Origin of the sequence: Nocardioides massiliensis (assembly GCF_030811215.1) — a bacterium.
Classification (GTDB): Bacteria; Actinomycetota; Actinomycetes; order Propionibacteriales; family Nocardioidaceae; genus Nocardioides_A; species Nocardioides_A massiliensis.
In genome coordinates, this window is record NZ_JAUSQM010000001.1 from 3760360 (window position 1) to 3782128 (window position 21769).

At 73.0% G+C, this 21769-nt stretch carries 22 protein-coding genes; 15 read left to right on the forward strand and 7 right to left on the reverse strand.

Features of this window, described 5'->3' with window-relative positions:
• The first annotated feature begins 5 nt into the window (after positions 1–5).
• The 6 genes from J2S59_RS18550 to J2S59_RS18575 are packed head-to-tail and all read left to right on the forward strand — an operon-like array spanning position 6 to position 5500.
• On the forward strand, positions 6–1232 hold the full coding sequence (locus J2S59_RS18550; RefSeq protein WP_068121003.1) for a hypothetical protein: 1227 nt from the start codon (positions 6–8) through the stop codon (positions 1230–1232).
• Positions 1233–1239: 7 nt separating this feature from the next.
• Positions 1240–2070: an SDR family oxidoreductase gene (locus J2S59_RS18555; protein ID WP_068121007.1), complete on the forward strand. Its 831-nt coding sequence runs from the start codon at positions 1240–1242 to the stop codon at positions 2068–2070.
• A gap of 17 nt (positions 2071–2087) precedes the next feature.
• A complete protein-coding gene (locus J2S59_RS18560; protein WP_181641989.1) occupies positions 2088–2234 on the forward strand; it encodes a DUF1059 domain-containing protein in 147 nt (48 codons plus the stop codon).
• Between the two features lies 1 nt (position 2235).
• Complete coding sequence (locus tag J2S59_RS18565; protein ID WP_068121012.1) at positions 2236–3342, forward strand: NAD(P)-dependent alcohol dehydrogenase; 1107 nt, start codon at positions 2236–2238, stop codon at positions 3340–3342.
• Positions 3342–4451: a TIGR03857 family LLM class F420-dependent oxidoreductase gene (locus J2S59_RS18570; protein ID WP_068121035.1), complete on the forward strand. Its 1110-nt coding sequence runs from the start codon at positions 3342–3344 to the stop codon at positions 4449–4451. Before J2S59_RS18565 ends, J2S59_RS18570 begins: the two co-directional genes overlap by 1 nt.
• The gene (locus J2S59_RS18575) at positions 4448–5500 is read left to right on the forward strand and encodes a phosphotransferase family protein (protein ID WP_068121016.1); all 1053 of its coding nucleotides are present in this window, start codon (positions 4448–4450) and stop codon (positions 5498–5500) included. Before J2S59_RS18570 ends, J2S59_RS18575 begins: the two co-directional genes overlap by 4 nt.
• On the opposite strand, the gene J2S59_RS18580 is transcribed toward J2S59_RS18575, so the two are convergent.
• A complete protein-coding gene (locus J2S59_RS18580; RefSeq protein WP_306825381.1) occupies positions 5497–5796 on the reverse strand; it encodes a hypothetical protein in 300 nt (99 codons plus the stop codon). The genes J2S59_RS18575 and J2S59_RS18580 overlap by 4 nt on opposite strands.
• Before the next feature lie 170 nt (positions 5797–5966).
• On the opposite strand from J2S59_RS18580, the gene J2S59_RS18585 reads away from it, so the two are divergent.
• The 5 genes from J2S59_RS18585 to J2S59_RS18605 are packed head-to-tail and all read left to right on the forward strand — an operon-like array spanning position 5967 to position 9871.
• Positions 5967–6365, forward strand: a complete 399-nt coding sequence (locus tag J2S59_RS18585) for a pyridoxamine 5'-phosphate oxidase family protein (RefSeq protein ID WP_068121023.1) — start codon at positions 5967–5969, stop codon at positions 6363–6365.
• Positions 6366–6409: 44 nt separating this feature from the next.
• Positions 6410–7954 (forward strand): sodium-dependent transporter, encoded by a 1545-nt coding sequence (locus J2S59_RS18590; RefSeq protein WP_068121026.1) that lies wholly within the window; start codon positions 6410–6412, stop codon positions 7952–7954.
• Positions 7951–8055, forward strand: a complete 105-nt coding sequence (locus J2S59_RS18595; RefSeq protein WP_181641990.1) for a methionine/alanine import family NSS transporter small subunit — start codon at positions 7951–7953, stop codon at positions 8053–8055. Before J2S59_RS18590 ends, J2S59_RS18595 begins: the two co-directional genes overlap by 4 nt.
• The gene (gene cobT / locus J2S59_RS18600; protein ID WP_306825382.1) at positions 8052–9095 is read left to right on the forward strand and encodes a nicotinate-nucleotide--dimethylbenzimidazole phosphoribosyltransferase; all 1044 of its coding nucleotides are present in this window, start codon (positions 8052–8054) and stop codon (positions 9093–9095) included. Before J2S59_RS18595 ends, cobT begins: the two co-directional genes overlap by 4 nt.
• 5 nt (positions 9096–9100) lie before the next feature.
• Entirely contained in the window at positions 9101–9871 is a 771-nt protein-coding gene (locus J2S59_RS18605; protein WP_246360448.1) for an adenosylcobinamide-GDP ribazoletransferase, read from the forward strand.
• A gap of 87 nt (positions 9872–9958) precedes the next feature.
• On the opposite strand, the gene J2S59_RS18610 is transcribed toward J2S59_RS18605, so the two are convergent.
• From J2S59_RS18610 to J2S59_RS18630, 5 genes are all read right to left on the reverse strand, one after another.
• Positions 9959–10513, reverse strand: a complete 555-nt coding sequence (locus tag J2S59_RS18610) for a TasA family protein (RefSeq protein ID WP_306825120.1) — start codon at positions 10511–10513, stop codon at positions 9959–9961.
• Positions 10514–10663: 150 nt separating this feature from the next.
• Positions 10664–11188, reverse strand: a complete 525-nt coding sequence (gene cobU / locus J2S59_RS18615) for a bifunctional adenosylcobinamide kinase/adenosylcobinamide-phosphate guanylyltransferase (protein ID WP_068121394.1) — start codon at positions 11186–11188, stop codon at positions 10664–10666.
• Positions 11185–11748, reverse strand: coding sequence for a 2'-5' RNA ligase family protein (locus J2S59_RS18620; protein ID WP_068121397.1), 564 nt, complete (start codon positions 11746–11748; stop codon positions 11185–11187). The genes cobU and J2S59_RS18620 overlap by 4 nt, the downstream gene beginning before the upstream one ends.
• Positions 11745–12977, reverse strand: a complete 1233-nt coding sequence (locus J2S59_RS18625; protein ID WP_306825383.1) for an MFS transporter — start codon at positions 12975–12977, stop codon at positions 11745–11747. Before J2S59_RS18625 ends, J2S59_RS18620 begins: the two co-directional genes overlap by 4 nt.
• On the reverse strand, positions 12974–14290 hold the full coding sequence (locus tag J2S59_RS18630; RefSeq protein WP_246360419.1) for a GH1 family beta-glucosidase: 1317 nt from the start codon (positions 14288–14290) through the stop codon (positions 12974–12976). Before J2S59_RS18630 ends, J2S59_RS18625 begins: the two co-directional genes overlap by 4 nt.
• Before the next feature lie 150 nt (positions 14291–14440).
• Between J2S59_RS18630 and J2S59_RS18635 the strand changes: the two genes are divergently transcribed.
• The 4 genes from J2S59_RS18635 to J2S59_RS18650 are packed head-to-tail and all read left to right on the forward strand — an operon-like array spanning position 14441 to position 18873.
• Positions 14441–15028: a signal peptidase I gene (locus J2S59_RS18635; RefSeq protein ID WP_306825384.1), complete on the forward strand. Its 588-nt coding sequence runs from the start codon at positions 14441–14443 to the stop codon at positions 15026–15028.
• 36 nt (positions 15029–15064) lie between these two features.
• Entirely contained in the window at positions 15065–16897 is a 1833-nt protein-coding gene (locus tag J2S59_RS18640; protein WP_306825385.1) for an Ig-like domain-containing protein, read from the forward strand.
• 39 nt (positions 16898–16936) lie between these two features.
• Complete coding sequence (locus J2S59_RS18645) at positions 16937–17677, forward strand: response regulator transcription factor (protein ID WP_220138521.1); 741 nt, start codon at positions 16937–16939, stop codon at positions 17675–17677.
• Entirely contained in the window at positions 17674–18873 is a 1200-nt protein-coding gene (locus J2S59_RS18650; protein WP_306825386.1) for a histidine kinase, read from the forward strand. The genes J2S59_RS18645 and J2S59_RS18650 overlap by 4 nt, the downstream gene beginning before the upstream one ends.
• 27 nt (positions 18874–18900) lie before the next feature.
• Here the strand turns inward: J2S59_RS18650 and J2S59_RS18655 are convergent, their stop codons facing one another.
• The gene (locus tag J2S59_RS18655) at positions 18901–21741 is read right to left on the reverse strand and encodes a crotonase/enoyl-CoA hydratase family protein (RefSeq protein ID WP_220138473.1); all 2841 of its coding nucleotides are present in this window, start codon (positions 21739–21741) and stop codon (positions 18901–18903) included.
• Positions 21742–21769 lie beyond the last annotated feature (28 nt).

A 21769-nucleotide genomic window follows, 5' to 3' on the forward strand; every position in this document is an offset into this window, starting at 1 on the left:
CCGACGTGCCCAGTCGTTTCCGCGCGCTCACCCGCGACCAGCTCGCCACGCTCGTGCCCGAGCTGCTGCTGATCGGGCAGCTCATCGACCGCTCCGGCATGGCGTGGTGCATCTCCGCCTTCGGTCGCGACGCGATGGGCGACATCGCCATCGAGGAGTGGGCCGGGGCGTCCCCCATCTATGCCCCGCGGATGCAGCGCGCGCTCGGCTTCGAGGGCGACGACGTCACCACGCTCGTCAAGGGCCTGCAGCTCGACATCGGTGCGCCGCCTCAGTTCATGGACTTCCGCTACACCATCCACAGCCCGACGCACGCGGAGTTCCACCTCGACCACTGCGGCGCACTGCTCGACGTGGAGCCGATGGGTGACGACTACGTCACGGTGATGTGCCACGACATCGAGGACCCCACCTTCGACGCCACGGCCGCCGCGACGAATCCCAAGGCGCGGTTCCGGCCGATCCACCGGCCGCCGCGGGTGCCGGCCGACCGCGCACCGCACTGCGCCTGGACGATCGTCATCGACGAGGCCAACGAGCCGCTCGACCACCTGCCGCCCTACCACCACGTGATCACCAAGCACGCGGCGAGCATCGAGCTCGACCCGATCGACCCGCACGACGACGGCCTGGCCGACTACAGCGGACCGGTGCTCGACGACCTCGACTTCGGCGCGTTCTCCCACTCGGCGCTCGTGCGGATGGCCGACGAGGTCTGCGTGCAGATGCACCTGCTCGCACTGTCCTACACCCACGCCGTGCGTCAGCGTGCCGCCGACGAGCACCAGACCCGCCAGATCGCCCGCTCCTGCCTGGTCGGCCTGGCCGGCATCGCGGCCGAGCGGATCCACCGCGCCCTGGACCTGCCGGCCGACGAGAAGGGTGCCCTGCGCACCCTCGAGCTGCACCCGCTGCTCAACCCGGCGGCCTACGTCGAGGCCGACGTCGACGCCGACACGGTCAGCGTGCGGCCGTCGCTCGCCCACGAGGACGAGGACGCCTGGATCGTCCTGGTCGACGCGGAGAACCCCGCCGCCCTGCAGGCGATCGTGCGTGCGATCGACCCGCACCTCGACGTGGAGATGTCGGGGCCTGCCGACGGCTGGACCGCCCGGGTCGTCCGTCGCGACGAGCCCGCGCCCGAAGCCCGCGAGGTGCAGGTGACCCGGTTCAGCGCCGGCGCCAGCTTCACCTTCGAGCCGCGTCGCTCCCTGCCGATCACCCCCGTCTGAGCACCCGATGACCCCGGTCCTCGCGCTCGCCGGCGCCGGCGACATGGCCACCGCCGTGGCCGTCCGGTTCGCCGCCACCCACACCGTCGTCGTCGGCGATCCCCGGGCGGCCAACCGCGCCGTCACGGTCGAGGCCGTGCGGGCGGCCGGCGGCACGGCGACCGAGGTCCCGCTCGACGTCACCGACCCCGATCAGCTCGCCGCCTTCCGCGCCACCTGTGCCGAGGCTGGGACCGTCACGGCGCTCCTCGTGGCTGCCGGGCTCGGTCCCGTCCAGGCGACACCGGCCCGCATCGTCGAGGTCGACCTGCTCGGCGTGGTCCGCGTCGTCGAGGTGTTCGCCGACGTGCTCGCGCCCGGTGGCGCGGCGCTGGTCATCTCCAGCATCGCCGGGCACTACCTCGGCCCCGTCGCGCCCGAGGTCGAGGGCGCGTGGGCGCACCTGCCGTTCGAGGAGCTGGGCGCCCATCCGGAGCTCTCCGCCGAGGCGCTCGCCGACAACCCGTCCCTGGCCTACATGCGGGCCAAGCGCGCCGTCCAGCTGCGGGTGCGTGCGGCGGCGGGCCCGTGGGGCGCCCGCGGCGTACGCATCAACACGATCAGCCCCGGGGTGATCGACACCGCGATGGGTCGCGAGGAGCTCGCCAGCCCCCACGGCGCCGGCATGCGGATGCTGCTCGACGCCGCTCCCCTCCCGCGGGTCGGCACCGTCGAGGAGGTCGCGTCCGCCGCGGCCTTCCTGCTCGGCCCCGAGGCTGCTTACATCACCGGCACCGACCTGATCGTCGACGGCGGCTCCGTGGCCACCGCCCTCCTCCCACCCGCACCGGCCACCTGACGAGCAGAGGAGCTCCCATGAAGACCCGTCTCAACTGCCCCTGCGGTGAATACATCACCGGCACCGACGAGGACGAGCTGGTCGCCAACGCCCAGGCGCATCTGTCCGCCGAGCACCCCGGTCGGGAGTACGACCGGGACGCGATCTTGTTCATGGCGAGCTGACGTGCGGACCACCGCTGCGGTCGTCCCCGCGCCGGGAGCGCCGTTCGAGATCCGCGAGCTCGAGGTCGACGACCTGCGCGACGACGAGGTGCTCGTGCGCATCGTGGCCTCGGGGTTGTGCCACACCGACCTCACCATCGCCGCGAGCTACCCGCCCGAGATGCTGCCGGCCGTCCTCGGCCACGAGGGCGCCGGGGTCGTCGAGGCCGTCGGGCCGGCCGTGGAGGGCATCACCGTGGGCGACCACGTCGTCCTCAGCTTCCGCTCGTGCCGCAGCTGCGCGCCGTGCAAGGCCGGCGACGTCGGCTACTGCGAGCAGAGCGTCGCCCTCAACTACATGGGCATGCGCCTCGACGGCAGCGTCACCTACCGCGACGGCGACACCCCGGTGATCGGCTCGTTCTTCGGCCAGTCGAGCTTCGCCCAGCACGCCATCGCGTACGCCGACAACTGCGTCGTGGTCGACAAGGGCGTCGACCTCGTCCACGCCGCACCGTTCGGCTGCGGCTACCAGACCGGCGCCGGCACCGTCATCAACGTCTTCGACGCCGGCCCGGACGACAGCCTGGCGGTGTTCGGCGTCGGCGCCGTCGGGCTGGCGGCGCTCGCCGCCGGCGCGGCCCGCGGCCTCGCCACGATGGTGGCGGTCGACCTGCTCCCGAGCCGGCTCGAGGCGGCCGAGCGCTACGGTGCGGTCGGCCTCAACCCCGCGGACTTCGGCGACGAGCCGGGCACGACGCTCCTCGACCGGCTCAAGGAGGTCACCGGCGGCGGAGCGCGTTACGGCATCGACACGACCGCGATCCCGGCGGTGGTGTCCCAGGCGATGGCGGCCCTGCGTCCCCAGGGCAAGCTCGCGGCGCTGGGCCTGACCTTCGAGGACTACCAGATCAGCGCGACCGACCTGCTCCACGGCGGCAAGACGCTCCTGTCGACCATCGAGGGCGAGTCGGACCCGCAGACGATGGTCCCCGCGCTGCTGCAGATGCGTGCCGAGGGCCGCTTCGACGTCGACCCGCTGGTCACGACGTACCCCTTCAGCGCCATCAACGAGGCCGTCGCCGACGTGTCGTCGGGGGCGACGGTCAAGGCGGTCCTCACGTGGTGATGCCCCGCGAGGGGCAGGCGTTCCCCGAGCTGGGCTGCTACGGGCTGGCGGGACACTCCGAGACCCCGGCCGACCTGATCGACGAGGTGCGGCTGGCCGAGGAGCTGGGCGTCGGATCGGTCTTCCTCTCCGAGCGGTTCAACCTCAAGGACGCCGCCGTGCTGGTGGGCGCGGCCGTCGCGGCCTCGACCCGCATCGGCATCGGCACCGCGGCGACCAACCACACGACTCGGCACCCGATCGTCACCGCCACCATGGCGACCACGGCACACCGGATGTCGGGCGGTCGCTACGCGTTCGGCCTCGGGCGCGGGTTCGACCGGCTCTTCGAGGTGATGGGGATGCCCCCGATCACCTCGGCCCAGATCGCCGACGCCGTCGGGCTCTACCGGCGGCTCTGGCACGGCGAGATGGTGCTCGGCCACGAAGGTCCGGCAGGCAGCTTCCCGTTCCTGCACCAGGACGCGGCCTTCGACGAGGACATCCCGGTGCTGCTCACTGCCATCGGCCCGCGGACGCTGCGCTTCGCCGGCGCCCACGCCGACGGCGTCGTGCTCCACACCTTCCTCACCGACGAGACGCTGGCGCGCGCGGTCGCCACGATCCGTGCCGGTGCCGCCGACGCCGGTCGCGACCCGGCCGGTGTGCGCATCTGGTCGGTGCTCGCGACGGTCGAGGACTCGATCGACGAGGAGCTGCGCCTGCGCAAGCTCGTCGGACGGCTGGCCACCTACCTGCAGGGGTACGGCGAGGTGATCGTCCGCGCCAACGGGTGGGACCTCGCGGTCCTGGAGCGGTTCCGCCAGGACCCGCTCGTGCAGGGCTACTCCGGCGCCTTCGACCAGGTCGGGACCACCGAGGAGCTGACCTACCTGCGCGACGAGGTCCTCCCCGCACAGTGGCTCGCGGCGTCCGCCACGGGCAGCGCCGAGCAGTGCGCGCGCCGGATCGCCGACCAGCTCGCCGCGGGTGCCGACAGCGTCGTGCTGCACGGGGCGACGCCGACCGAGCTCGCGCCGGTGCTCGAGGCCTGGCGTGCGATCCGCCCGCACGACGACCTGGCCGGGCTGCCGACCAACCCGGGCTGGGCACGCGGGAGGCCGGCATGAGCACGCCCCCGGCGGGCGTCGACGACCTCACCCCACAGTGGCTCTCGGCCGCGCTCGACACCCGGGTCGACACGGTGGACGCCACCAGGATCGGCACCGGCCAGATGGGCTCGTGCTTCCGCCTCCATCTCGACGGTCCCGAGATCGGCGGGCGCGTCCCCGCGACCGTCCTGGCCAAGCTTCCCGCCGAGGACCCCGCCTCCCGCGCGATGGTCGCGGGCACCTACCGCGGCGAGGTGCGCTTCTACGCCGAGGTCGCGCCGACCCTCGACATCCGGGTGCCGGGCTGCCATCACGCCACGGAGGTCGACGACGAGGGGCGGTTCGCGCTGCTGCTCGAGGACGTCGCCGGCGGTCGGGTCGGCGACCAGCTCGCCGGCTGCACGCCCGCGGAGGCGATCGCCGCCGCCGAGAACCTCGCCGGTCTGCACGGCCCGCGCTGGTGCGACCCGACGCTGGCGGAGATCGACGGGTACGCCGTGTCCGGCCCGGACGACGCGGCACTGATGGGCGAGTTCCTGCCGCCCGCCGTCGACACCTTCCTGCACCCGGAGACCGGCATCGGCGCACTCGTCAGCGACGAGGACGCGGCGACGCTGCGGGAGGCCTCCTCGCTGCTGCCCGGGTTCCTCCTCGCCCGCCCGGAGCGGTTCGCCGTGACCCACGGTGACTACCGCCTCGACAACCTGCTCTTCCTCCCCGACGGCACGTCGGTCGCGCTCGACTGGCAGACCGTCAACCTCGGCCTGCCCGCCCGCGACCTCGCGTTTCTCGTGACCACCGGTCTGCCGATCGAGGATCGTCGGGCCTGCGAGCGGGACGTGGTCGCGGCCTACCACGCGCGGCTGACGTCGTACGGCGTGGCGCAGGGTCTCGAGGAGTGCTGGGACGACTACCGCTTCGCGGTCCTCACGGGGTTGCTCGTGGAGGTGTTCGGGTGCGCGTTCGGAGCCCGCACGGACCGCGGCGACCGGATGTTCGCCACCATGCTCGCGCGGACCTGCGCCGCGATCCGCGACCTGGACACGCTGGCGCTGGCGCAGGGCTAGAGCCGGCTGAGCACGCGGATGGCGAGGATGACGAGGACCGTCATCAGCACCAGGCCGATCGGTGGCCCGGCCACGTCGACTGCCCCGCGGGCCCGCGTGAGCCGACGCGCGAGCCACCGCCCGACCGCGATCCCGACCATGGCGAGCGGCCCGAAGACGAGCAGCCAGAGCCACAGCTCGTCGCCGAGGGCGCGGAAGACAGTGTCGCGAGCCGTGCCCTCGTCGCGGGTCGACTCGATCGTGGCGAGCAGCATCGCGACGAGGAAGGCGCCGGCACACACGGCAGCCCACGTCACCGCGGCCAACCTGCGCACCGTCTCCATCCCGCCTCCCCTGTCGGGGGAAGTCTGTCAGGCCGCGGGTGGGGAGGCTAAGGACCAAGGTCCCGCCGCGCACTCACCTCCTGCCCTGGCGCGTCACGACCACCCCGGCGACGATGGAGCTCCCCGACGAGAGGAGCGCGCTCATGTCCCCCGCCCGCCACCTGGTCGACCTCGACACCGCGACCGCCGTGGAGCTGCTGGCCTCCGTGCCGGTCGGTCGGCTCGTCTGGAACGGCTCCGCCGGGCTGACCGCGATCCCCGTCAACCACGTCTGGCGCGACGGACGCGTCCTGGTCCGGACGACGGCCTACTCCACCATCGCGCGCGAGTGTGACGACCAGCCCGTGGCGTTCGAGGTGGACGCACTCGACGAGGATCACCGGATCGGCTGGAGCGTGCTGGTCCGCGGTCGCGCCAGCATCGACTGGGACGCCGGTCCCGCCAGTGCGCCCACGGACCCGTGGCCGGACGGGCTGCGCCCGCTGGTGCTGGCGATCGACGTCGCCTCGCTCGACGGTCGTCGCCTGGTCGAGGCTGGTTGACACAGTCGGCGGCTCCGGCGTCGGCGGGCGTAACATGCTCTGCCATGTCCGCCGAGCAGCCAGTCGAGGCCTCCCGGGGCGCCTTCGCACACCGCCGGGTCTTCATCTTCGCCGCCATCGGCTCAGCCGTCGGGCTGGGCAACATCTGGCGCTTCCCGTACGTCGCCTACGACAACGGCGGCGGCGCGTTCCTCATCCCCTACCTGGTCGCACTGCTTGCGGCCGGGCTGCCGTTCCTCATGCTCGACTACGCGATCGGGCACAAGTACCGGGGCTCCGCACCGCTGTCGTTCCGGCGGATGTCCGGCCGGGGCGCGGAGACGCTCGGATGGTGGCAGGTCGGCATCTGCGCGGTCATCGCGATCTACTACGCCGCGATCATCGCCTACGCCATCCGCTACGCGTTCTTCTCGCTGGACAACGCCTGGGGCGACGACCCGAACGCGTTCTTCTTCCAGGACTTCCTCGAGTCGACGACCGGCTTCGGCTTCGACTTCGTGCCCGGCGTGCTGTGGCCGGTCGTCCTCGTCTGGCTGGTCGTCGTCGCGATCATGGTCGCCGGGGTCCAGAAGGGCATCGGGCGCACGGCGCTCGTGTTCATCCCGGTGCTCGCGCTCGCGTTCGTCGCGCTCGTCGTCCAGGCGCTCTTCCTGCCCGGTGCGGCCGCCGGGCTCGACGCGTTCTTCACGCCGGACTGGAGCGCGCTCACCGACGCAGCCGTGTGGGGGGCGGCCATCGGCCAGATCTTCTTCTCGCTCTCGGTCGGCTTCGGCATCATGATCACCTACGCGTCGTACGTCGGCCGCAAGACCGACATGACCGGGTCCGGGCTCGTCGTCGGCACCGCCAACTCCTCCTTCGAGCTGCTCGCCGGCATCGGTGTCTTCGCGGCGCTCGGGTTCATGGCCCAGGCCAACGGCGTCGCGATCGACGAGGTGGCCAGCAACGGCATCGGACTGGCGTTCATCGCCTTCCCGGCGATCATCTCCGAGGCGCCGGCCGGCGCTCTGATCGGCGTGCTCTTCTTCGGCTCGCTGGTCCTCGCCGGGCTCACCTCGCTGGTGAGCGTGATCGAGGTCGTGATCTCCGCGGTGCGCGACAAGCTCGACCTCAGCCGCACCAGCGCCGCGCTGGCCGTCGGCATCCCCGTCGCGGTCATCAGTGCCCTGCTCTTCGGCACCACGACCGGCCTGCCGATCCTCGACGCGATGGACCACTTCATCAACCGGTTCGGCATCTTGCTGGTCGCGGTCATCAGCATGCTCGTCGTCGCCTGGAAGATGCGCGCGCTGACCGACCTGCGCGGCCACCTCAACGCCACCGGATCGGTGCCCCTGGGCAGCTGGTGGTCGGCGTTGATCGCGGTGGTCATCCCGTTGGCGCTTGTCTATGTGCTCGTCGACGAGCTCTTGCTCGTGCTCGACAAGCCCTACGGCGACCTCCCGACCTGGCTGATCAACACCTTCGGGTGGGGCACCGCCGGCCTCGTCGTCGTCGTCGCCATCGTCCTGGCACAGCTCCCCTGGAGCTCCCGCGTGCCTCTCGACGGCCCACCTACCGACACACCCGAGGAAGAGGTCTCCCGATGAGCACCACCGCGATCGTGATGATGGTCGTCTCCATGCTCGTCCTGTGGGGCGGGCTCGGCCTGGCGATCCTCAACATCGTCCGCAGCGACCGCCAGCAGTGAGCGTCTCGCCCTCGGCCGAGGTGCGAGCGGAGGCCGAGTCACGGCTCGCCGCCCTCGCCACTCCGCCCAGAGCGCTCGGGCGCCTCGGTGAGCTCGGCGTGCGGATGGCGACGCTCCAGGGCGTCGTCCCGCCGCGGCCCCTCGCCGACCCCCGGCTGGTGATCTTCGCCGGCGACCACGGCGTGGCCGCCCATGGGGTCTCGGCGTACCCGCCGGCGATCACCGGCGCGATGGTGCGCACCTTCCTCGCCGGTCGCGCCGGGGTCTCGGCGCTCGCCCGGGCCCACGACGTCGCCGTACGCGTCCTCGACATCGGGGTCGACGACGACTTCGCCGACCTGGACGACGAGGTGCGCGCCGCGCTCCAGGCTCACAAGGTCCGCCGTTCCTGTGCCCCGTCGCACCTCGAGGATGCGCTCACCCTCGACGAGCTCGAGCAGTCGCTGGCCGCCGGGCGCGCGGTCGCCCGCGAGGAGATCGCCGCGGGCGCCGACCTGCTGATCAGTGGCGACATGGGGATCGGCAACACGACGCCCGCCGCGGCCCTGGTCGCGGTGTTGTGCGGTCTGCCCGTCGAGACGGTCGTGGGGCGCGGCACCGGTGTCGATGAGGCGGGCCTCGCCCACAAGCAGTCGGTCATCGAGACCGCGATCGCCCGGCTCGGCGACCGGGCGGACTCCCCGCGCGACGTCCTCGCCGCCCTGGGCAGTGCCGACCTCGCCGCGACCGTCGGCTTCGTGCAGGAGGCGGCGGCACATCGGGTGCCGGTGCTGCTCGACGGCGTGATCAGCACGGCGTGCGCCCTCGCCGCCGAGCACCTGTCGCCGGGGTGCGCCCCATGGTTCCTCGCCGGCCACCTGTCCCCCGAGCCCGCGCACCTGCCGGCGCTGAAGTCGCTCGGGCTCGAGCCCCTGCTCGACCTTGGGATGCGCCTGGGCGAGGGCAGCGGCGCGGTGGCCGCGGTGCCGTTGGTGCGCAGCGCGATCGCGTTGTTGCGTGAGGTGGCGCTGCTCAGCGACCTGCTGCCGCCGGACGCCTGATCGGCGTGGACGCCCTGCGCCTGGCCGTCGGGACGCTGACCGTGCTGCGGGTCCCGGCGCCGCGGGCGGTCGACGCTCGCACCTTCCGCGTCACCGCACTGCTCGCGCCGCTCGCGGTGGTCCCGCTGGGGCTGGCGGTCCTGGGGGTGGGTCTGCTGGGAGCCTGGCTGGGCGCGCCGGCGTACGTCGTCGCCGTGGTCGCGGTGGGCGTCCTCGCGCTGGGGACGCGCATCCTGCACCTGGACGGTCTCAGCGACACCGTCGACGGGCTGAGCGCCTCCTACGACCCGGAGTGCTCGCTCGCGGTGATGCGGGGAGGGACGGCGGGCCCGGCCGGCGTGGTCGCGCTGGTGCTGGTGCTCGGGCTCCAGATCGCTGCGCTCGCTCCCCTGCTGGTGACGACCGAGGGGGCGGTGGTGGCGGGGATCGCGGTGTGCGTCTCCCGCGGTGCACTGGCACTGTGCTGCCTGCCGGTGCTGCCGGCGGCGCGTCCCGACGGGCTGGGCGTCGGCTTCGCCGGGAGCGTCTCGGCGCTCCGGGCGGCGGTGCTGTGGCTCGCGCTGCTGGGGGTGTTGACCGGGGCTCTCGGCGCTCTCGGTCTCCCCTGGTGGCACGGGGTGGTCGCGGTGGCGATGTCACTGGTGGCGGCCGGGCTGCTGCTCGCGCGTGTGCGCCGGCGGTTCGGCGGCGTGACCGGGGACGTCTTCGGCGCCGCCATCGAGATCGTGCTCACGGTGCTGCTGGTCGTGCTGGTGGTGCTGGCCGGACTGCCCTGAACTGGGCTGAACTGCGCCGAACGTGCCGTCTGGTCCGCCCCGACTCAGGTCGGGGCGGACCCCCGGCGGCAGGTGGTGCTCAGGGCGTCAGTCGCCCAGGTTCGGCAGGCCGACGGTGGCGCCGAAGGGCAGGGCCACGCCGGGGTTCTGGGTGGAGATCCAGGTGTAGCTGGCGGTGGCGGCCTTCTTCTCGTTCACGTTGCCGGCGTCGGCGGCGAAGGTGACCTTCCAGGTCACGGTGGTCGAGCCGGCCACGTCGACCGCGCCCAGGGGCAGGACCGCGGTGTCGGCCAGGTCGCCGAAGTTGCCGGAGTACAGCGGGGTGGCGTTGCCGGCCTGGGTGAGCTCGAGGGTGAGCGCGTCCTTGGTGAAGGTGTTGGTCGAGGCGCTCTCGCGCAGGGTCACGGTGGCGGGCAGGGTGCCGGTGTTGGTGAGCTTGACCGAGCCGGTGATGACGTCGCCGGGCTTGATGTTGGTGAGGTCGAGCGTGGTGTTGTCCAGCGTGTGCTCGACGTGGCCGGAGGCGACCGAGGTGGTCGAGGCGGTGGTGGAGGTGAAGGTCGCACCCGAGCCGATGGCCACGGCGCCGGCGGCGAGCAGGGTGGCGAGGGGGACGAGGACCTTGCGGCGGGTGTTCGACATCGGGTGCTCCTGAGGGGTTTTCGTGGGCCGCCGGGTGCGGCTTGTTGATGAGGACAACTCTGCTCGCCTCGACACCACGAGATCCCCACGTCAGGTCCACATCGAGTCCACAGCTCCTCCACAACTCGGCAACATCTGCCGACGAACGACTCAGAGCACCAACACGCGCCCCGCGACGACCAGGTGCACCTCGTCGCAGACGGCGGCGACGACCCGGTTCACGGTGCCGAGCGCGTCGCGGAACACCCGCCCCGAGCGGTGGGACGGGACCACGCCCCACCCGACCTCGTTGGTGACGACGACGACGTCGTCACGCTCGCGCAGCGCCCTGACGAGCCGATCGAGCGCGGTGTGGACGTGCACCTCGACCTTCTCGGTCGGCGCCTCCCACAAGTCCGCGTCGTCGACGAGCGCGGTCACCCAGGTGCCGAGGCAGTCGATGAGCACGGGGCCGGGCGCGGCATCCAGGACGCCGGCCAGGTCGGCGGTCTCGTGGGTGGTCCAGGACGCCGGGCGTCGCGCCCGGTGTGCCGCCACCCGGGCGGTCCAGTCGGCGTCGTCGGCCGTCGGGGCCGGACCGGGGGCGACATAGGCGACCGCGACCCGGTCCGCCACCAGTCCCTCGGCGTGGTGCGACTTCCCGGACCTGACCCCACCGGTGACCAGAACCCTCATCGGCGTACCCCCTCCAGCTGCCACCGGTGCAGGACCCGGCAGTCGTCGTTGGCCCACCATTGCAGGTCGAGGTGGGTGACCGGGTGGCGCAGGGGGAGCACGTCGCCCAGGTCCGCGCCGACGGACTCCGGGGTGATCCCGGGCGCACGCCGGTCCAGCGTCAGGTGCGGCGTGAGGTCGTCACCGAACTGTCCGCCGTAGGGCGGGTGGTCGGGGAACGCACGGTGCAGTGCCGCGGTCAGCTCGCGCAGGAGCGGCGCCGGCTCCGCACGCAGATGGATGACACCGTCGGGGAACTCCGCGACCACACCCAGCTCGAGCTCGAACGGCTCGATCTCGCCGAGCACCTCCGCGACCCGGGAGAGGTCGGCGGCCGTCGGTCGCGGGACCCAGGGTCCGAGCACGGTCACGTGCGCCTGCGCGAAGTCGGGGTCGGCCGACACGAAGCTGGCGTCGTAGTACGCGGTGCGGGCACGCACGAACTCCTCCACGGGCGCGAGCGGGACGGGGACGACGATGACCGAGTGGCCCGCGCTCCATGAGGCAGCGCTCCGGCTCACGGCACGGAGCGGATGCGCCACACCGCGGTCGAACCGATGAGCCCGATGACGGCGGCGACGGTGTAGAGCGTCGGATAGCCGGCCTGCGTCACCAGCGGCGCGGCGATGACCGGCGCCAGCACCTGCGGCAACGCGTTGGCGATGTTGACGACCCCGAGGTCCTTGCCGCGGGCGTCGGGGTCGGGCAGCACCTCGGTGACGATCGCCAGGTCCACCGCGACGAACGCCCCGAAGCCGACGCCGAGCAGCGAGGCGGCGACGAGGGTGCCGGTCCAGGTCGGCCACGCGGCCAGCGTGAGGGACGCCGCGGCGATCACGAAGCCGGCACCGACCGCGAAGACCCGGCGGCGCTGCACCCGGTCGGACCAACGGCCGGCGACGATCGCGGAGATCGCGACGATGACCGAGTAGAGCCCGATGGCGACGAACAGCCGTGACTCCGCGTCCTCCAGCCCGACCTCGTCGGAGAGGTAGTAGAGGAGATAGAGGGTGACGATCGCGTTGCCGAGGTGAACGAGGAACTTCGTCGCCCACGCGAGCGCGAAGTCGGGGTGCGCACGGGGCGACACCCAGAACCCCCGCAGGAACCGCGCCCAACCCACCCAGTCGGGGGCGACGGCGTACGGCGTGTCCCGGCTGTTGCGCAGGTAGGGCACCACCGCGATCAGCAGGAACACCGCGCAGGCGACGAACCCGCCACGGATCCCGCCGACGGCCAGCGCGAGCCCGACACCGATGAGGACGCCGAGCGTCTGGCCGAGGTTCACGAACCCGCCCACGACCGCGCGCTGCTCGACCGGGACGACGTCCGGGATCGCCGCCATGATCCCGGCGAGTGCCGCGTTGACCGACGCCTGCACCACGCACCACGACAGCACCAACCCAGCCGTACCCGGCACGAGTGCCAGGAGGGTCAGACCGAACGCTCCGCCGAGCGCGCCACCGGCGACCCACGGCACGCGTCGCCCGAAGCGGCTGCGCGTGCGGTCCGACAGCGCTCCGAACAACGGGTTCGCGACCATCGAGACCGCCGCGCCCACCCCGGTCACCAGCGCGAGGGTGGCCTCCTTGCCGGTCGGCGAGAGCTCCTCGGCCCGTAGCGGGAGCAACACCTGCAGCGGGCCGAAGAACGCCACGAAGGTCGCGATGTTGGCGAGGGTGAGGACGGCGACCCAGCCGGCCGGCACCCGCGTCGCCGGACTGGTCGTGCCGGTCGTCGGGGTGGTCATCGGTGGGTCCCGATCAGCTCGCGATACCAGTGGTAGGAGTCCTTGGGCGTACGTCGTTGCGTGGCGTAGTCGACGTGGACCAGACCGAAACGCTGGCGGTAGCCCTCGGCCCACTCGAAGTTGTCGAGCAGCGACCAGTGGAAGTAGCCGCGCACGTCCACCCCCGCGTCCTGCGCGGCACGCAGCGCGACGAGGTGGGTGGCGAGCTGGTCGATGCGTCGCTGGTCGGGGACCCGCCCCGACGCGTCGGGCTCCTCGCCGAACGAGCCGCCGTTCTCGGTGATCATGATCGGTGGCAGCGCGTCGCCGTACCGCTCCTGCATGCCGACCAACAGCTCGGTGAGCCCCGCGGGCACCAGCGGCCAGCCGAAGTCGTTGCGTGCGTAGCCCTCGATGTCGAGCAGGGAGAAGGGCAGGTCGTCAGCCGGCGGACCGATCAGCGTCGGGTTGTAGTAGTTGACGCCGTACCAGTCGAGCGGCTGCGCGATGACGGCGAGGTCGTCGTCGGGGATCACGCCGAGCGGACAGGTCCCGAGCAGCAGCGGGTCGGCGAAGAGCCGGTTGTGCACGGCGTCGTAGATCTCCGCGGCTTCGCGCACCGCCTCGGAGTCGTCGGCGCGCCAGACGGGCGTGTGGTTGTTGGCGACGCCGATGCTGCCGACGCCGGCGGCCCGCAGCGCCTGCACGGCGCGGCCGTGGGCGAGCAGCTGGACGTGGGCCGTGGTGAGGGCGTCGAAGCCGCGGGCCTCCCCCGGCGCGTGGGTGCCCAGCCCGTGGCCGAGCATGGTCACCATCGCCGGCTCGTTGAGGGTGATCCACCGCGAGATCCGGTCGGCGAACCGGTCGGCGACGACGGCGACGTAGTCGGCGAAGCGGTCGGCGGTCGACCGCTCCCACCAGCCGCCGAGGTCGTCGACCCACTGCGGGGTGTCCCAGTGGAAGAGCGTCGGCACCGGCTCGATGCCGGCGGCCAGCAGGGCGTCGACCAGGCGGTCGTAGAAGTCCAGGCCACGGGGCTCGACGCGACCGCCGTGCGGGACGATCCGCGGCCACGCGAAGGAGAACCGGTAGGCGTCGACCCCGAGCCCGGCCATCAGCGCGACGTCCTCGGCGTAGCGGTGGTAGTGGTCGCACGCGACCTCACCGGTGTCGCCGCCGAGCACCGCACCGGGTCGCTGGCAGAAGGTGTCCCACACCGACGGGGTCCGTCCGTCCTCGGCCACCGCGCCCTCGATCTGGTACGACGCGGTGGACACGCCCCAGGTGAAGTCCGGTCCGAAGGCCCCGGCCAGCCGCGCGAGCGAGTCCGTCACGGCCGTCACCCTAGTGCCGCACACGCCGGTCGGGGACTGTTACCGAGTTGTGGAGGTGCTGTGGAGCTGCCGTGGGGATCGCGTGGTGTCGCTCCGAGCAGAGTTGTCCTCACCGAGCCGCCCCGGCCCCCACCTCGCTCAGGAGCACCGATGAGGAACAGCACCCACCGCCGCAGCACCAGTGACGCCTCGCGCGTCGCCGGGTTCGCGGTCAACACCGCGATGTTCCTGGTCGTCGCCCTCGCCGTCGGCTTCCTCGCCCCCGCCCTCATGGGCTACCAGCGCTACGTCATCACCTCCGGCTCCATGACCGGCACCTACGACACCGGCTCGGTCGTCTTCGCCGAGGTCGTCCCCACCGACGAACTCGAAGTCGGCGACGTCATCACCTACGTCCCCCCGGCCGAGACCGGCATCACCCACCTCGTCACCCACCGCATCGTCTCCATCGACAACGGCGAGATCCGCACCCAGGGCGACGCCAACCCCCAGGTCGACCCCTGGACCTTCCAGCTCGCCGACCTCGAGCAGCCCCGCGTCGTCGCCGGCGTCCCCTACGTCGGCTACCTCTTCCTCGCCCTGGCCGACCGCACCACCCGCATGGTCCTCATCGGCATCCCCGCCGCCATCATCGCGCTGATGGCGCTCGCCGAGCTCGTCCGCAACGTCCGCCGGACCCCGGCTCCCGCCGTCCCGGTCGTCGCCACCACCCGCGGCGACCAGACGCTCGCCGCCTAATCTGCCCCTATCGCCGACTTCCGGAAGGTCCCTCTCGTGTCCAGCCGCCGCCGCACCGTCCTCCTGCCCCGCGTGGGCGGGGGCCGTCCGCCGCGGCGGCTGCTCGTCGTGCTGGCCCTGGTGTTGAGCGTCACCGCCGTCACGGCGTACTTCTCGGGCGCGACCTACGTCTCCGGGACCCAGTCGCAGGTCACCATCAATGCGGCCCCCGACCTGACCCCGCCGACAGTGAGCCTCAGCGTCCCGGCGACCGTCAGCGGTACGGCGACCATCGCGGTCACCGCTGCCGACGTGAGTGGCGTGGTCACCCGCGTCGTCGTGCAGCGCCAGCGCGACGGCGGCGCCTGGACCGACGTGTGCGTGCGTACCGCCGCTCCCTGGGGGTGCTCCTGGGACACCACCACGGTGGCCGACGGCGACGCGCAGCTGCGCGCCATCGCGACCGACTCCGCCCTGCTGAGCACCACCTCGGCAACGGTGACGACCCGCGTCGCCAACGCCGGCACCGTGGTGATCACCCCCCTGCCCGACGCGGTCCGGGGCGCGGTCGACCTCGCCGCGACCGTCAGCGGCGCGGCAGGTCGCACCATGACCAGCGCCTTCGCCGTCCGCAACGAGGGCGGCACCTGGACCAACGTCTGCACCGGCAGGACCGGCGCCACCCCGACCTGCAGCTGGAGCGCCGGCACCACCACCCGGTTCGCCGACGTCCGTGTGCAGACCGTCTTCGGCAGCGGCACCTCGGCGACCACCGCCCAGGACCAGACCCGCGTGCTCGTCGACGGCACCAACCCGACGGTCTCCCTCTCCCTCCCCGGCACCCTGACGGCCGCGGTCACGGTTGCGCCGAACGTCGCCGACGCCCACTCCGGCGTCGCCTCGGTGCGTATCGACTACCGCCGGCTCGGCCTGTTCGGTATCCCCGCGAGCGGCTGGCAGGAGGTGTGCACCACCACGAGCGCCCCGTGGAGCTGCGTGCTGGACACGACCGCGCTCAACGGCGGCGCCAACTACGAGGTCCGGGTCACCGCGACCGACCGGGCCGGCAACACCAACTCCGACTCGGCCACCGCACGCGTCTCCATCTTGGCCGCGTTGGCGATCACCTCACCCCGCGACAGTGACACCGTCAGCGGTGTCCTCGAGCCCACCGTCTCGGCCAATGCCGGCCTCCTCGGCAGCGTCAGCTGGGTCCGGCTCAACTACCGGCGCGCCGGGACGGGCACGTGGATCGAGATCTGCACCGACTCCTCCGCGCCGTACTCCTGCTCCTGGGACACCCGCGACCTGCCGAACGGCAGCTACGAGCTGCGCGCCGAGACTCCTCCTGCCGTCGGCACGACCTCCGACGTCATCACCGTCGACGTCGACAACCCGCCGATCGCCGCGCTCGACGTCCAAGCCACGATCGGCGGGACCCGCGGTGTGCTCGACGCCGGCGACACCTACGACTTCACGCTCTCGGCCCGAGCTGACCTCACCTCGGTCCGGGCGGCGTGGGGCGGTGCTGCGGTGCAGGTCACCGGCACCCTGCGCAGCGGACGGTCCCCGGGTGGCCCTGTCCCGGGCAGCGACTGGCTCACGATCCCCGGGATCGGCCAGCTCGCCTTCGAGCAGCAGATCATCAACCCCAACTCCAGCATCGGTGCCGTCCCCATGACGCTGCGCGCCCTCCCCGGGACGGTGGGCGGGGTGCCCGTGACGGTCCTCCGCGTGACGATCGGCGCCTTCTCCGACAACCAGCTGCGCACCGCCACCGAGCCCGGCACCCTGCGATGGGCCCCCGCCTCGACGCTGCGCGACACCGCCGGCCGGCCGATCGCTCCTGGCATCGCCGTCGAGAGCGGACCCGCCGATGGCGACCTGTGAAGCCGCCCCAGACGGCGCGCGCCACCTAGGGTGGGGCAGGTGGTTACGGTGCTGATGATCGAGGACAACGAGGACGTCGCCCAGGCCCTGCAGCGCGTGCTGCAACGCGAGGGCTACGACGTCTCGCACTACGCGACCGGGCGCGAGGGTGCCGACGCGATCCTGCGCGACCGCCCCGACGTCGTGGTGCTCGACCTCACGCTGCCCGACATCGACGGTCTCGACGTCTGCCAGGAGGTGCGCGAGGCCGGCTACGACGGCGGAATCCTCATGGTCACCGCCCGCTCCGACGAGCTCGACCGGGTCCTCGGCCTCGACTACGGAGCCGACGACTACCTCGCCAAGCCCTACGGCCTGGCAGAGATGCAGGCCCGGGTGCGTGCCCTCGCCCGTCGAGCCACCCGCGCGGTGGGCTCGACCGCCGCGAGCGTCCCTGCGGCCGGCCCGACCGCGTCCGCCGCCCCGGCGGAGGGGTCCACCCATCCCCCGGGGACCCCCGACCTGCAGCTCGACACCCACACCCGCCGCGTCACCGTGGCCGGCGCCGACCTGGCACTCACGGCCAAGGAGTTCGACCTGCTCGCCATCCTGCACGGTGCCGGAGGTGGCGTGGTGACCCGCGAGGACCTCATGGCCCAGGTGTGGGACGAGCACTGGTTCGGGTCCACCAAGACCCTCGACGTGACGATCGGTCGGCTACGCCAGAAGCTGCAGGGCGCCGGGTCGCGCGCCGAGATCGTCACCGTCCGCGGTGTCGGCTTTCGCCTGGACACCGGATGACCAGACGGCTCACGGCGGCCGCGATCGCCATCCTCGCGACGGTCCTCGCCGTCTTCGCGGTCGTCCGCGGCATCACCAACGAGCAGGTCATGCGCGGTCTGCTCGAGGCCGACCTCGACCGCGAGGCCCAGACGATCGCCGTCGCCCTGAACCAGGGTGCGGGCACCACGACCCCCATCGACCCCACGCCGTACGCCGACGCCGACTACCGCGTCCGCGTCACGCTCCCCGACGGGAGGGCGGTCACGGCGGGCGGTGAGCGGGTCGATGAGGCGGAGGGACAGCTGGTCGGGTCGGGCACCTGGGACGGACTGACGGTCGAGCTGACGGCCACCGACGACGCCCTCGACGCGGCCACGCGTTCGGCGTGGATCGCGCTCGTCCTCCTCGCGCTCGCGCTCGCCACGCTCGGCGCGGTCGCGTTCGCGTTGGTGGTGCGTCCGATCACCTCCGCCCTCGTCGTGCTGGCCGAGGCCGCGAACGCCCTGCGGCGCGGTCGTCTGCAGCTGCAGCTCCCGTCCTCCTCGGTCCCCGAGATCACGGCGCTCACCGACGCGCTCGCTGCCAGCTCCCGCCGGCTGCAGGAGACCCTGCACCGCGACCGGGACCTCGCGCTCCGCGCCGCTCACGAGGTGCGGACACCGCTCACCACGCTCGGTCTCGAGCTCGACGAGCTCGCCACCCGCGACGACCTGCCGGACGACGCCATCGCCACAGCCGCGCGCGGTCGCGACCGCGTCACGGCGGCGACGCAGGCGCTCGAGCTCGTGTTGAAGGAGGTGCGCTCGCACCAGGTGGCGCCCGAGTCCGAGGTGTCGCTGTCCGAGCTGGCCGCGGCGGCCGCAGTCGCCTGGGGTGCCACGTTGGAGGCCGACGACACCGAGGTGGAGGTGGTCCTCACGGGCGACCCCTCGGCCGGGATCACCGCCGGACCGTTCGAGCAGCTCCTCGACGACCTCCTGCTCGCCGTGCGGGCTGCGCGGGTCTCGCCGGTCCAGCTCGCACTGCGGGGCGGACCGGAGCACGTCCGCATCGCGGTCTCCGGCGATGCCTCGGCGACCCCCACCGGTGCGGCCGCCGCATCCGTGGACCAGCACCTCGACCGCGTCCGTCAGCTCACCGACACCCTCGGCGGCCGGGTCAGCGGCACGTGGGGCGCACGCGACGGGGTGGTCGTGCTGGTCCCCCGCCGCTGAGGCGCTCTTCCGCGACGACGGCGCCGCTCAACGACCCTGCCAGCGCGGTGTGCGCCCCTCGGCGAACGCCGCAATGCCCTCCTGCGCGTCGGCCGACGTCACCGCGGCGGCGGCGAGCTCGGTCTGTCGCGCGAAGGCCTCCTCCGGCGACCAGCCCGGGGACTCCAGGACGATCCGCCGGCTCGCGGCCACCGACAGCGGCGCGTTGGCCACGATCTCCGCGGCCAGGGCGAGCGCGGCGTCGAGCACCGTCCCGGGTGCGGCCAGGCGGTTGACCAGGCCGAGCTCGGCCAGCCGCGTCGCGGGCATCGGGTTGCCCGTCAACGCGAGCTCCATCGCGACGTTGCGCGGAAGTCGCTCGGTCAACCGCAGCACGCCACCCGCCGCCGCGACCAGACCACGCTTGGGCTCGGGGATCCCGAAGACCGAGTCGCTCGCGGCGACAACGAGGTCAGCGGCCAGCGCCAGCTCGCACCCCCCTGCGAGTGCCGGACCCTCGACCGCCGCGATCACCGGCTTGGCGATCTGCAGGGCCGAGATCCCCAGCGGACCGCGCTTGTCGGTGAGGGCGAACTGTCCGGCAGCGGCGGCCTTGAGGTCCATGCCGGCGCTGAACGTGCCGCCGGCGCCGGCCAGCACCATCACCCGCGCCTCGGCGTCGGCCTCGAAGGCGTCGACGATCCGCTCCAGGAGCTGGGCGGTCGGCAGGTCGATCGCGTTGCGCCGCTGTGGACGGTTCAGCGTCACGAGCAGGACACCGTCCCGGCGCTCGGTGAGGACCGTCGGCTCGGGTGCGGGCGGCATCGGGTGTGGACCGGCATCGATGATGCGCAGCGTGGTCGCGTCGTCGACCTCGACCTGTGCACCGAGCGGGTCGCCCTCGGCGACCGCGGCCAGGACCTCGGGCTGCGCGGAGCGCACCAGCATCCGCGCGCCCGCGGGGGTCAGGACCGAGACGATCGCCGCCTCGGGCTTCCCGCTGCGGTCGTAGGCCGCGGTCGCGGCCTCCACGACCCCCGGACCGGCGTACGCAGTGAGGGCCGGGCGCGTCGGGCCGGGCAGCAGCACCGGGTTGATCGCGCGGTAGGGCCGCTGGGGCGGGCGGGCGGAGTAGATGCCCAACGCGTGCTTGGTGACGAACCAGCCCAACGAGGTCGACAGACCGTAGGCCTCAGGGTCCCTGCGCAACCGCTCCACGAGCGTCGCGACGGCGTGGGTGCCGTAGTTGTTGCCGGGCCCGCCGGCGAAGGTGAGCCCACCGGTGACACTCAGCGGTCGCTGCGGATCGTCGAGGTCGAGCCCGAGCTCCGCCGCCCCGATCTGGACCGCCGCGGGGAAGCAGGAGTAGAGGTCGACGTGCGCGACCTCGTCGGGACCGACCCCGGCGTGCTCGAACGCCGCCTGTCCGATCGCCCGGATCGCCGGGGAGGCGCCGAGGTCCTCGCGCTCGGAGACGAACCACTCGTCGTACGCCGCGGCGCCCGCGTGGAGGAACACCCACCGGTCCTGCGGGATCCCGAGCGCGCTCGCGGCGGCGACGCTGGTGACCACCAGGCCGGCGGACAGGTTGACCTGCAGGTTGGCGCACAACAGCTTGGGGTACGGCGAGCTGATCATCCGGTTGCCGGCGTCGACCGTCGCGAGCTCCTCGGCGCTCATGGGCTGCGGACGCCAGGCGTAGGGGTTCTGCGCCGCGACCTCCGACAGCCGCGACCACAGGCCGGTCACGAGGTCCCGCTGCTCCTGCGGGGTCCGGCCGGCCTTGCGGCGCAGCGCGGAGTCCATCAGGGCGTAGGCGTAGACGGGCACGGTGAGGCCGGCGGCGGACTCGGCGCTGTTGTTGGCCTCACGGTCGCTGCCGATCACCTGCGTGGGGGCGACGTCGGCGTCCTGCGTCGGCCAGCCCAGGTCGACGCCCCGCTTGCGGGCGGCGGCGAGCGTGTTGCCCGACTCCGCCCCACACACCAGCACGACCTCGGCCCGCCCGTCGGCCACGGCCTGCCCCGCGGTGTTGACGAGCACCTGCCCCGCGTCCCCGCCGTACGGCGCCGACATCGCGGTCTCCGCGGGCTCGGCCCCGAGCGCGTCGGCCACCAGCGCAGCGGCGTCGCGGTAGGTCCACGACGCACTGGCCACGGCGTACACCGCGTCGGCAGCGCGAAGCACCTCGGCGCCCGCGCCGCTGTCCTCACCCGCTCGCCGCAGCGCCTCGACGGCGAGGGCGACGGGGTCGCGTGGTGCGTCGAGGTCCGGCTCGCGCTGCACGACCTGGCCGACCCCGACGATGACCGGGGTGCGCGGGTCCAGGCGGACGCCGGTGCGCTCGTGGACGAGCGTGCGCTGCGGGAAGCGGGAGCCACCACTCGTGGCGACACCGTCACGCGCAGCGAGCTCCGCGGCCAGTGCGACGACCGAGCTGCTCAGCGCCTCCTCGACGCTCGCCGCCACCGTCGCGCCGAGCGGACCCTCGACCGGGTCTCCCCCGATCCCGGCGTCGACGCGCACGACCACGCCTCCCCCGCCGGCCTCAGACTCGGCGGACGCGGCCGAGACCCGCAGGGCGAGCACGAGCTCCATCGGCCCGACTCCGTGCAGCGCCACCGCGACCCGGTCGGCCTCCTCCTCGACCGCCTCGACGGTCCAGGTGATGTCGGCCGGGATGCCCATGATGGTGACCTGCTCGCCGTAGCTGTCCCCGACGCTCGCCACGCCCGGCACGGACCCGCGGAAGTCCACGTGGATGCTGAGCCACTGCGCGTACGACGCCAGGTCCAGCACCGCGGGCCCGGCCACGGACAGCGGGACGGGGGCCTCAGCCGAGGTCCGGACCACCTGGGGGTAGTCGGTGAGCGGGTCGACCTCGGACACGGGACCTCCACACAAAAAGGCAGGACTG

What these genes read in the sequence shown, in the direction of transcription:
- J2S59_RS18635 (WP_306825384.1), top strand. Translation starts at nt 14,441, where the DNA reads ATGAGGAACAGCACCCACCGCCGCAGCACCAGTGACGCCTCGCGCGTC.
- J2S59_RS18650 (WP_306825386.1), top strand. Translation starts at nt 17,674, where the DNA reads ATGACCAGACGGCTCACGGCGGCCGCGATCGCCATCCTCGCGACGGTC.
- J2S59_RS18585 (WP_068121023.1), top strand. Translation starts at nt 5,967, where the DNA reads ATGTCCCCCGCCCGCCACCTGGTCGACCTCGACACCGCGACCGCCGTG.
- J2S59_RS18590 (WP_068121026.1), top strand. Translation starts at nt 6,410, where the DNA reads ATGTCCGCCGAGCAGCCAGTCGAGGCCTCCCGGGGCGCCTTCGCACAC.
- J2S59_RS18560 (WP_181641989.1), top strand. Translation starts at nt 2,088, where the DNA reads ATGAAGACCCGTCTCAACTGCCCCTGCGGTGAATACATCACCGGCACC.
- cobU (WP_068121394.1), bottom strand. Translation starts at nt 11,188, where the DNA reads ATGAGGGTTCTGGTCACCGGTGGGGTCAGGTCCGGGAAGTCGCACCAC.
- J2S59_RS18555 (WP_068121007.1), top strand. Translation starts at nt 1,240, where the DNA reads ATGACCCCGGTCCTCGCGCTCGCCGGCGCCGGCGACATGGCCACCGCC.
- J2S59_RS18575 (WP_068121016.1), top strand. Translation starts at nt 4,448, where the DNA reads ATGAGCACGCCCCCGGCGGGCGTCGACGACCTCACCCCACAGTGGCTC.
- J2S59_RS18610 (WP_306825120.1), bottom strand. Translation starts at nt 10,513, where the DNA reads ATGTCGAACACCCGCCGCAAGGTCCTCGTCCCCCTCGCCACCCTGCTC.
- J2S59_RS18625 (WP_306825383.1), bottom strand. Translation starts at nt 12,977, where the DNA reads ATGACCACCCCGACGACCGGCACGACCAGTCCGGCGACGCGGGTGCCG.
- J2S59_RS18595 (WP_181641990.1), top strand. Translation starts at nt 7,951, where the DNA reads ATGAGCACCACCGCGATCGTGATGATGGTCGTCTCCATGCTCGTCCTG.
- J2S59_RS18570 (WP_068121035.1), top strand. Translation starts at nt 3,342, where the DNA reads ATGCCCCGCGAGGGGCAGGCGTTCCCCGAGCTGGGCTGCTACGGGCTG.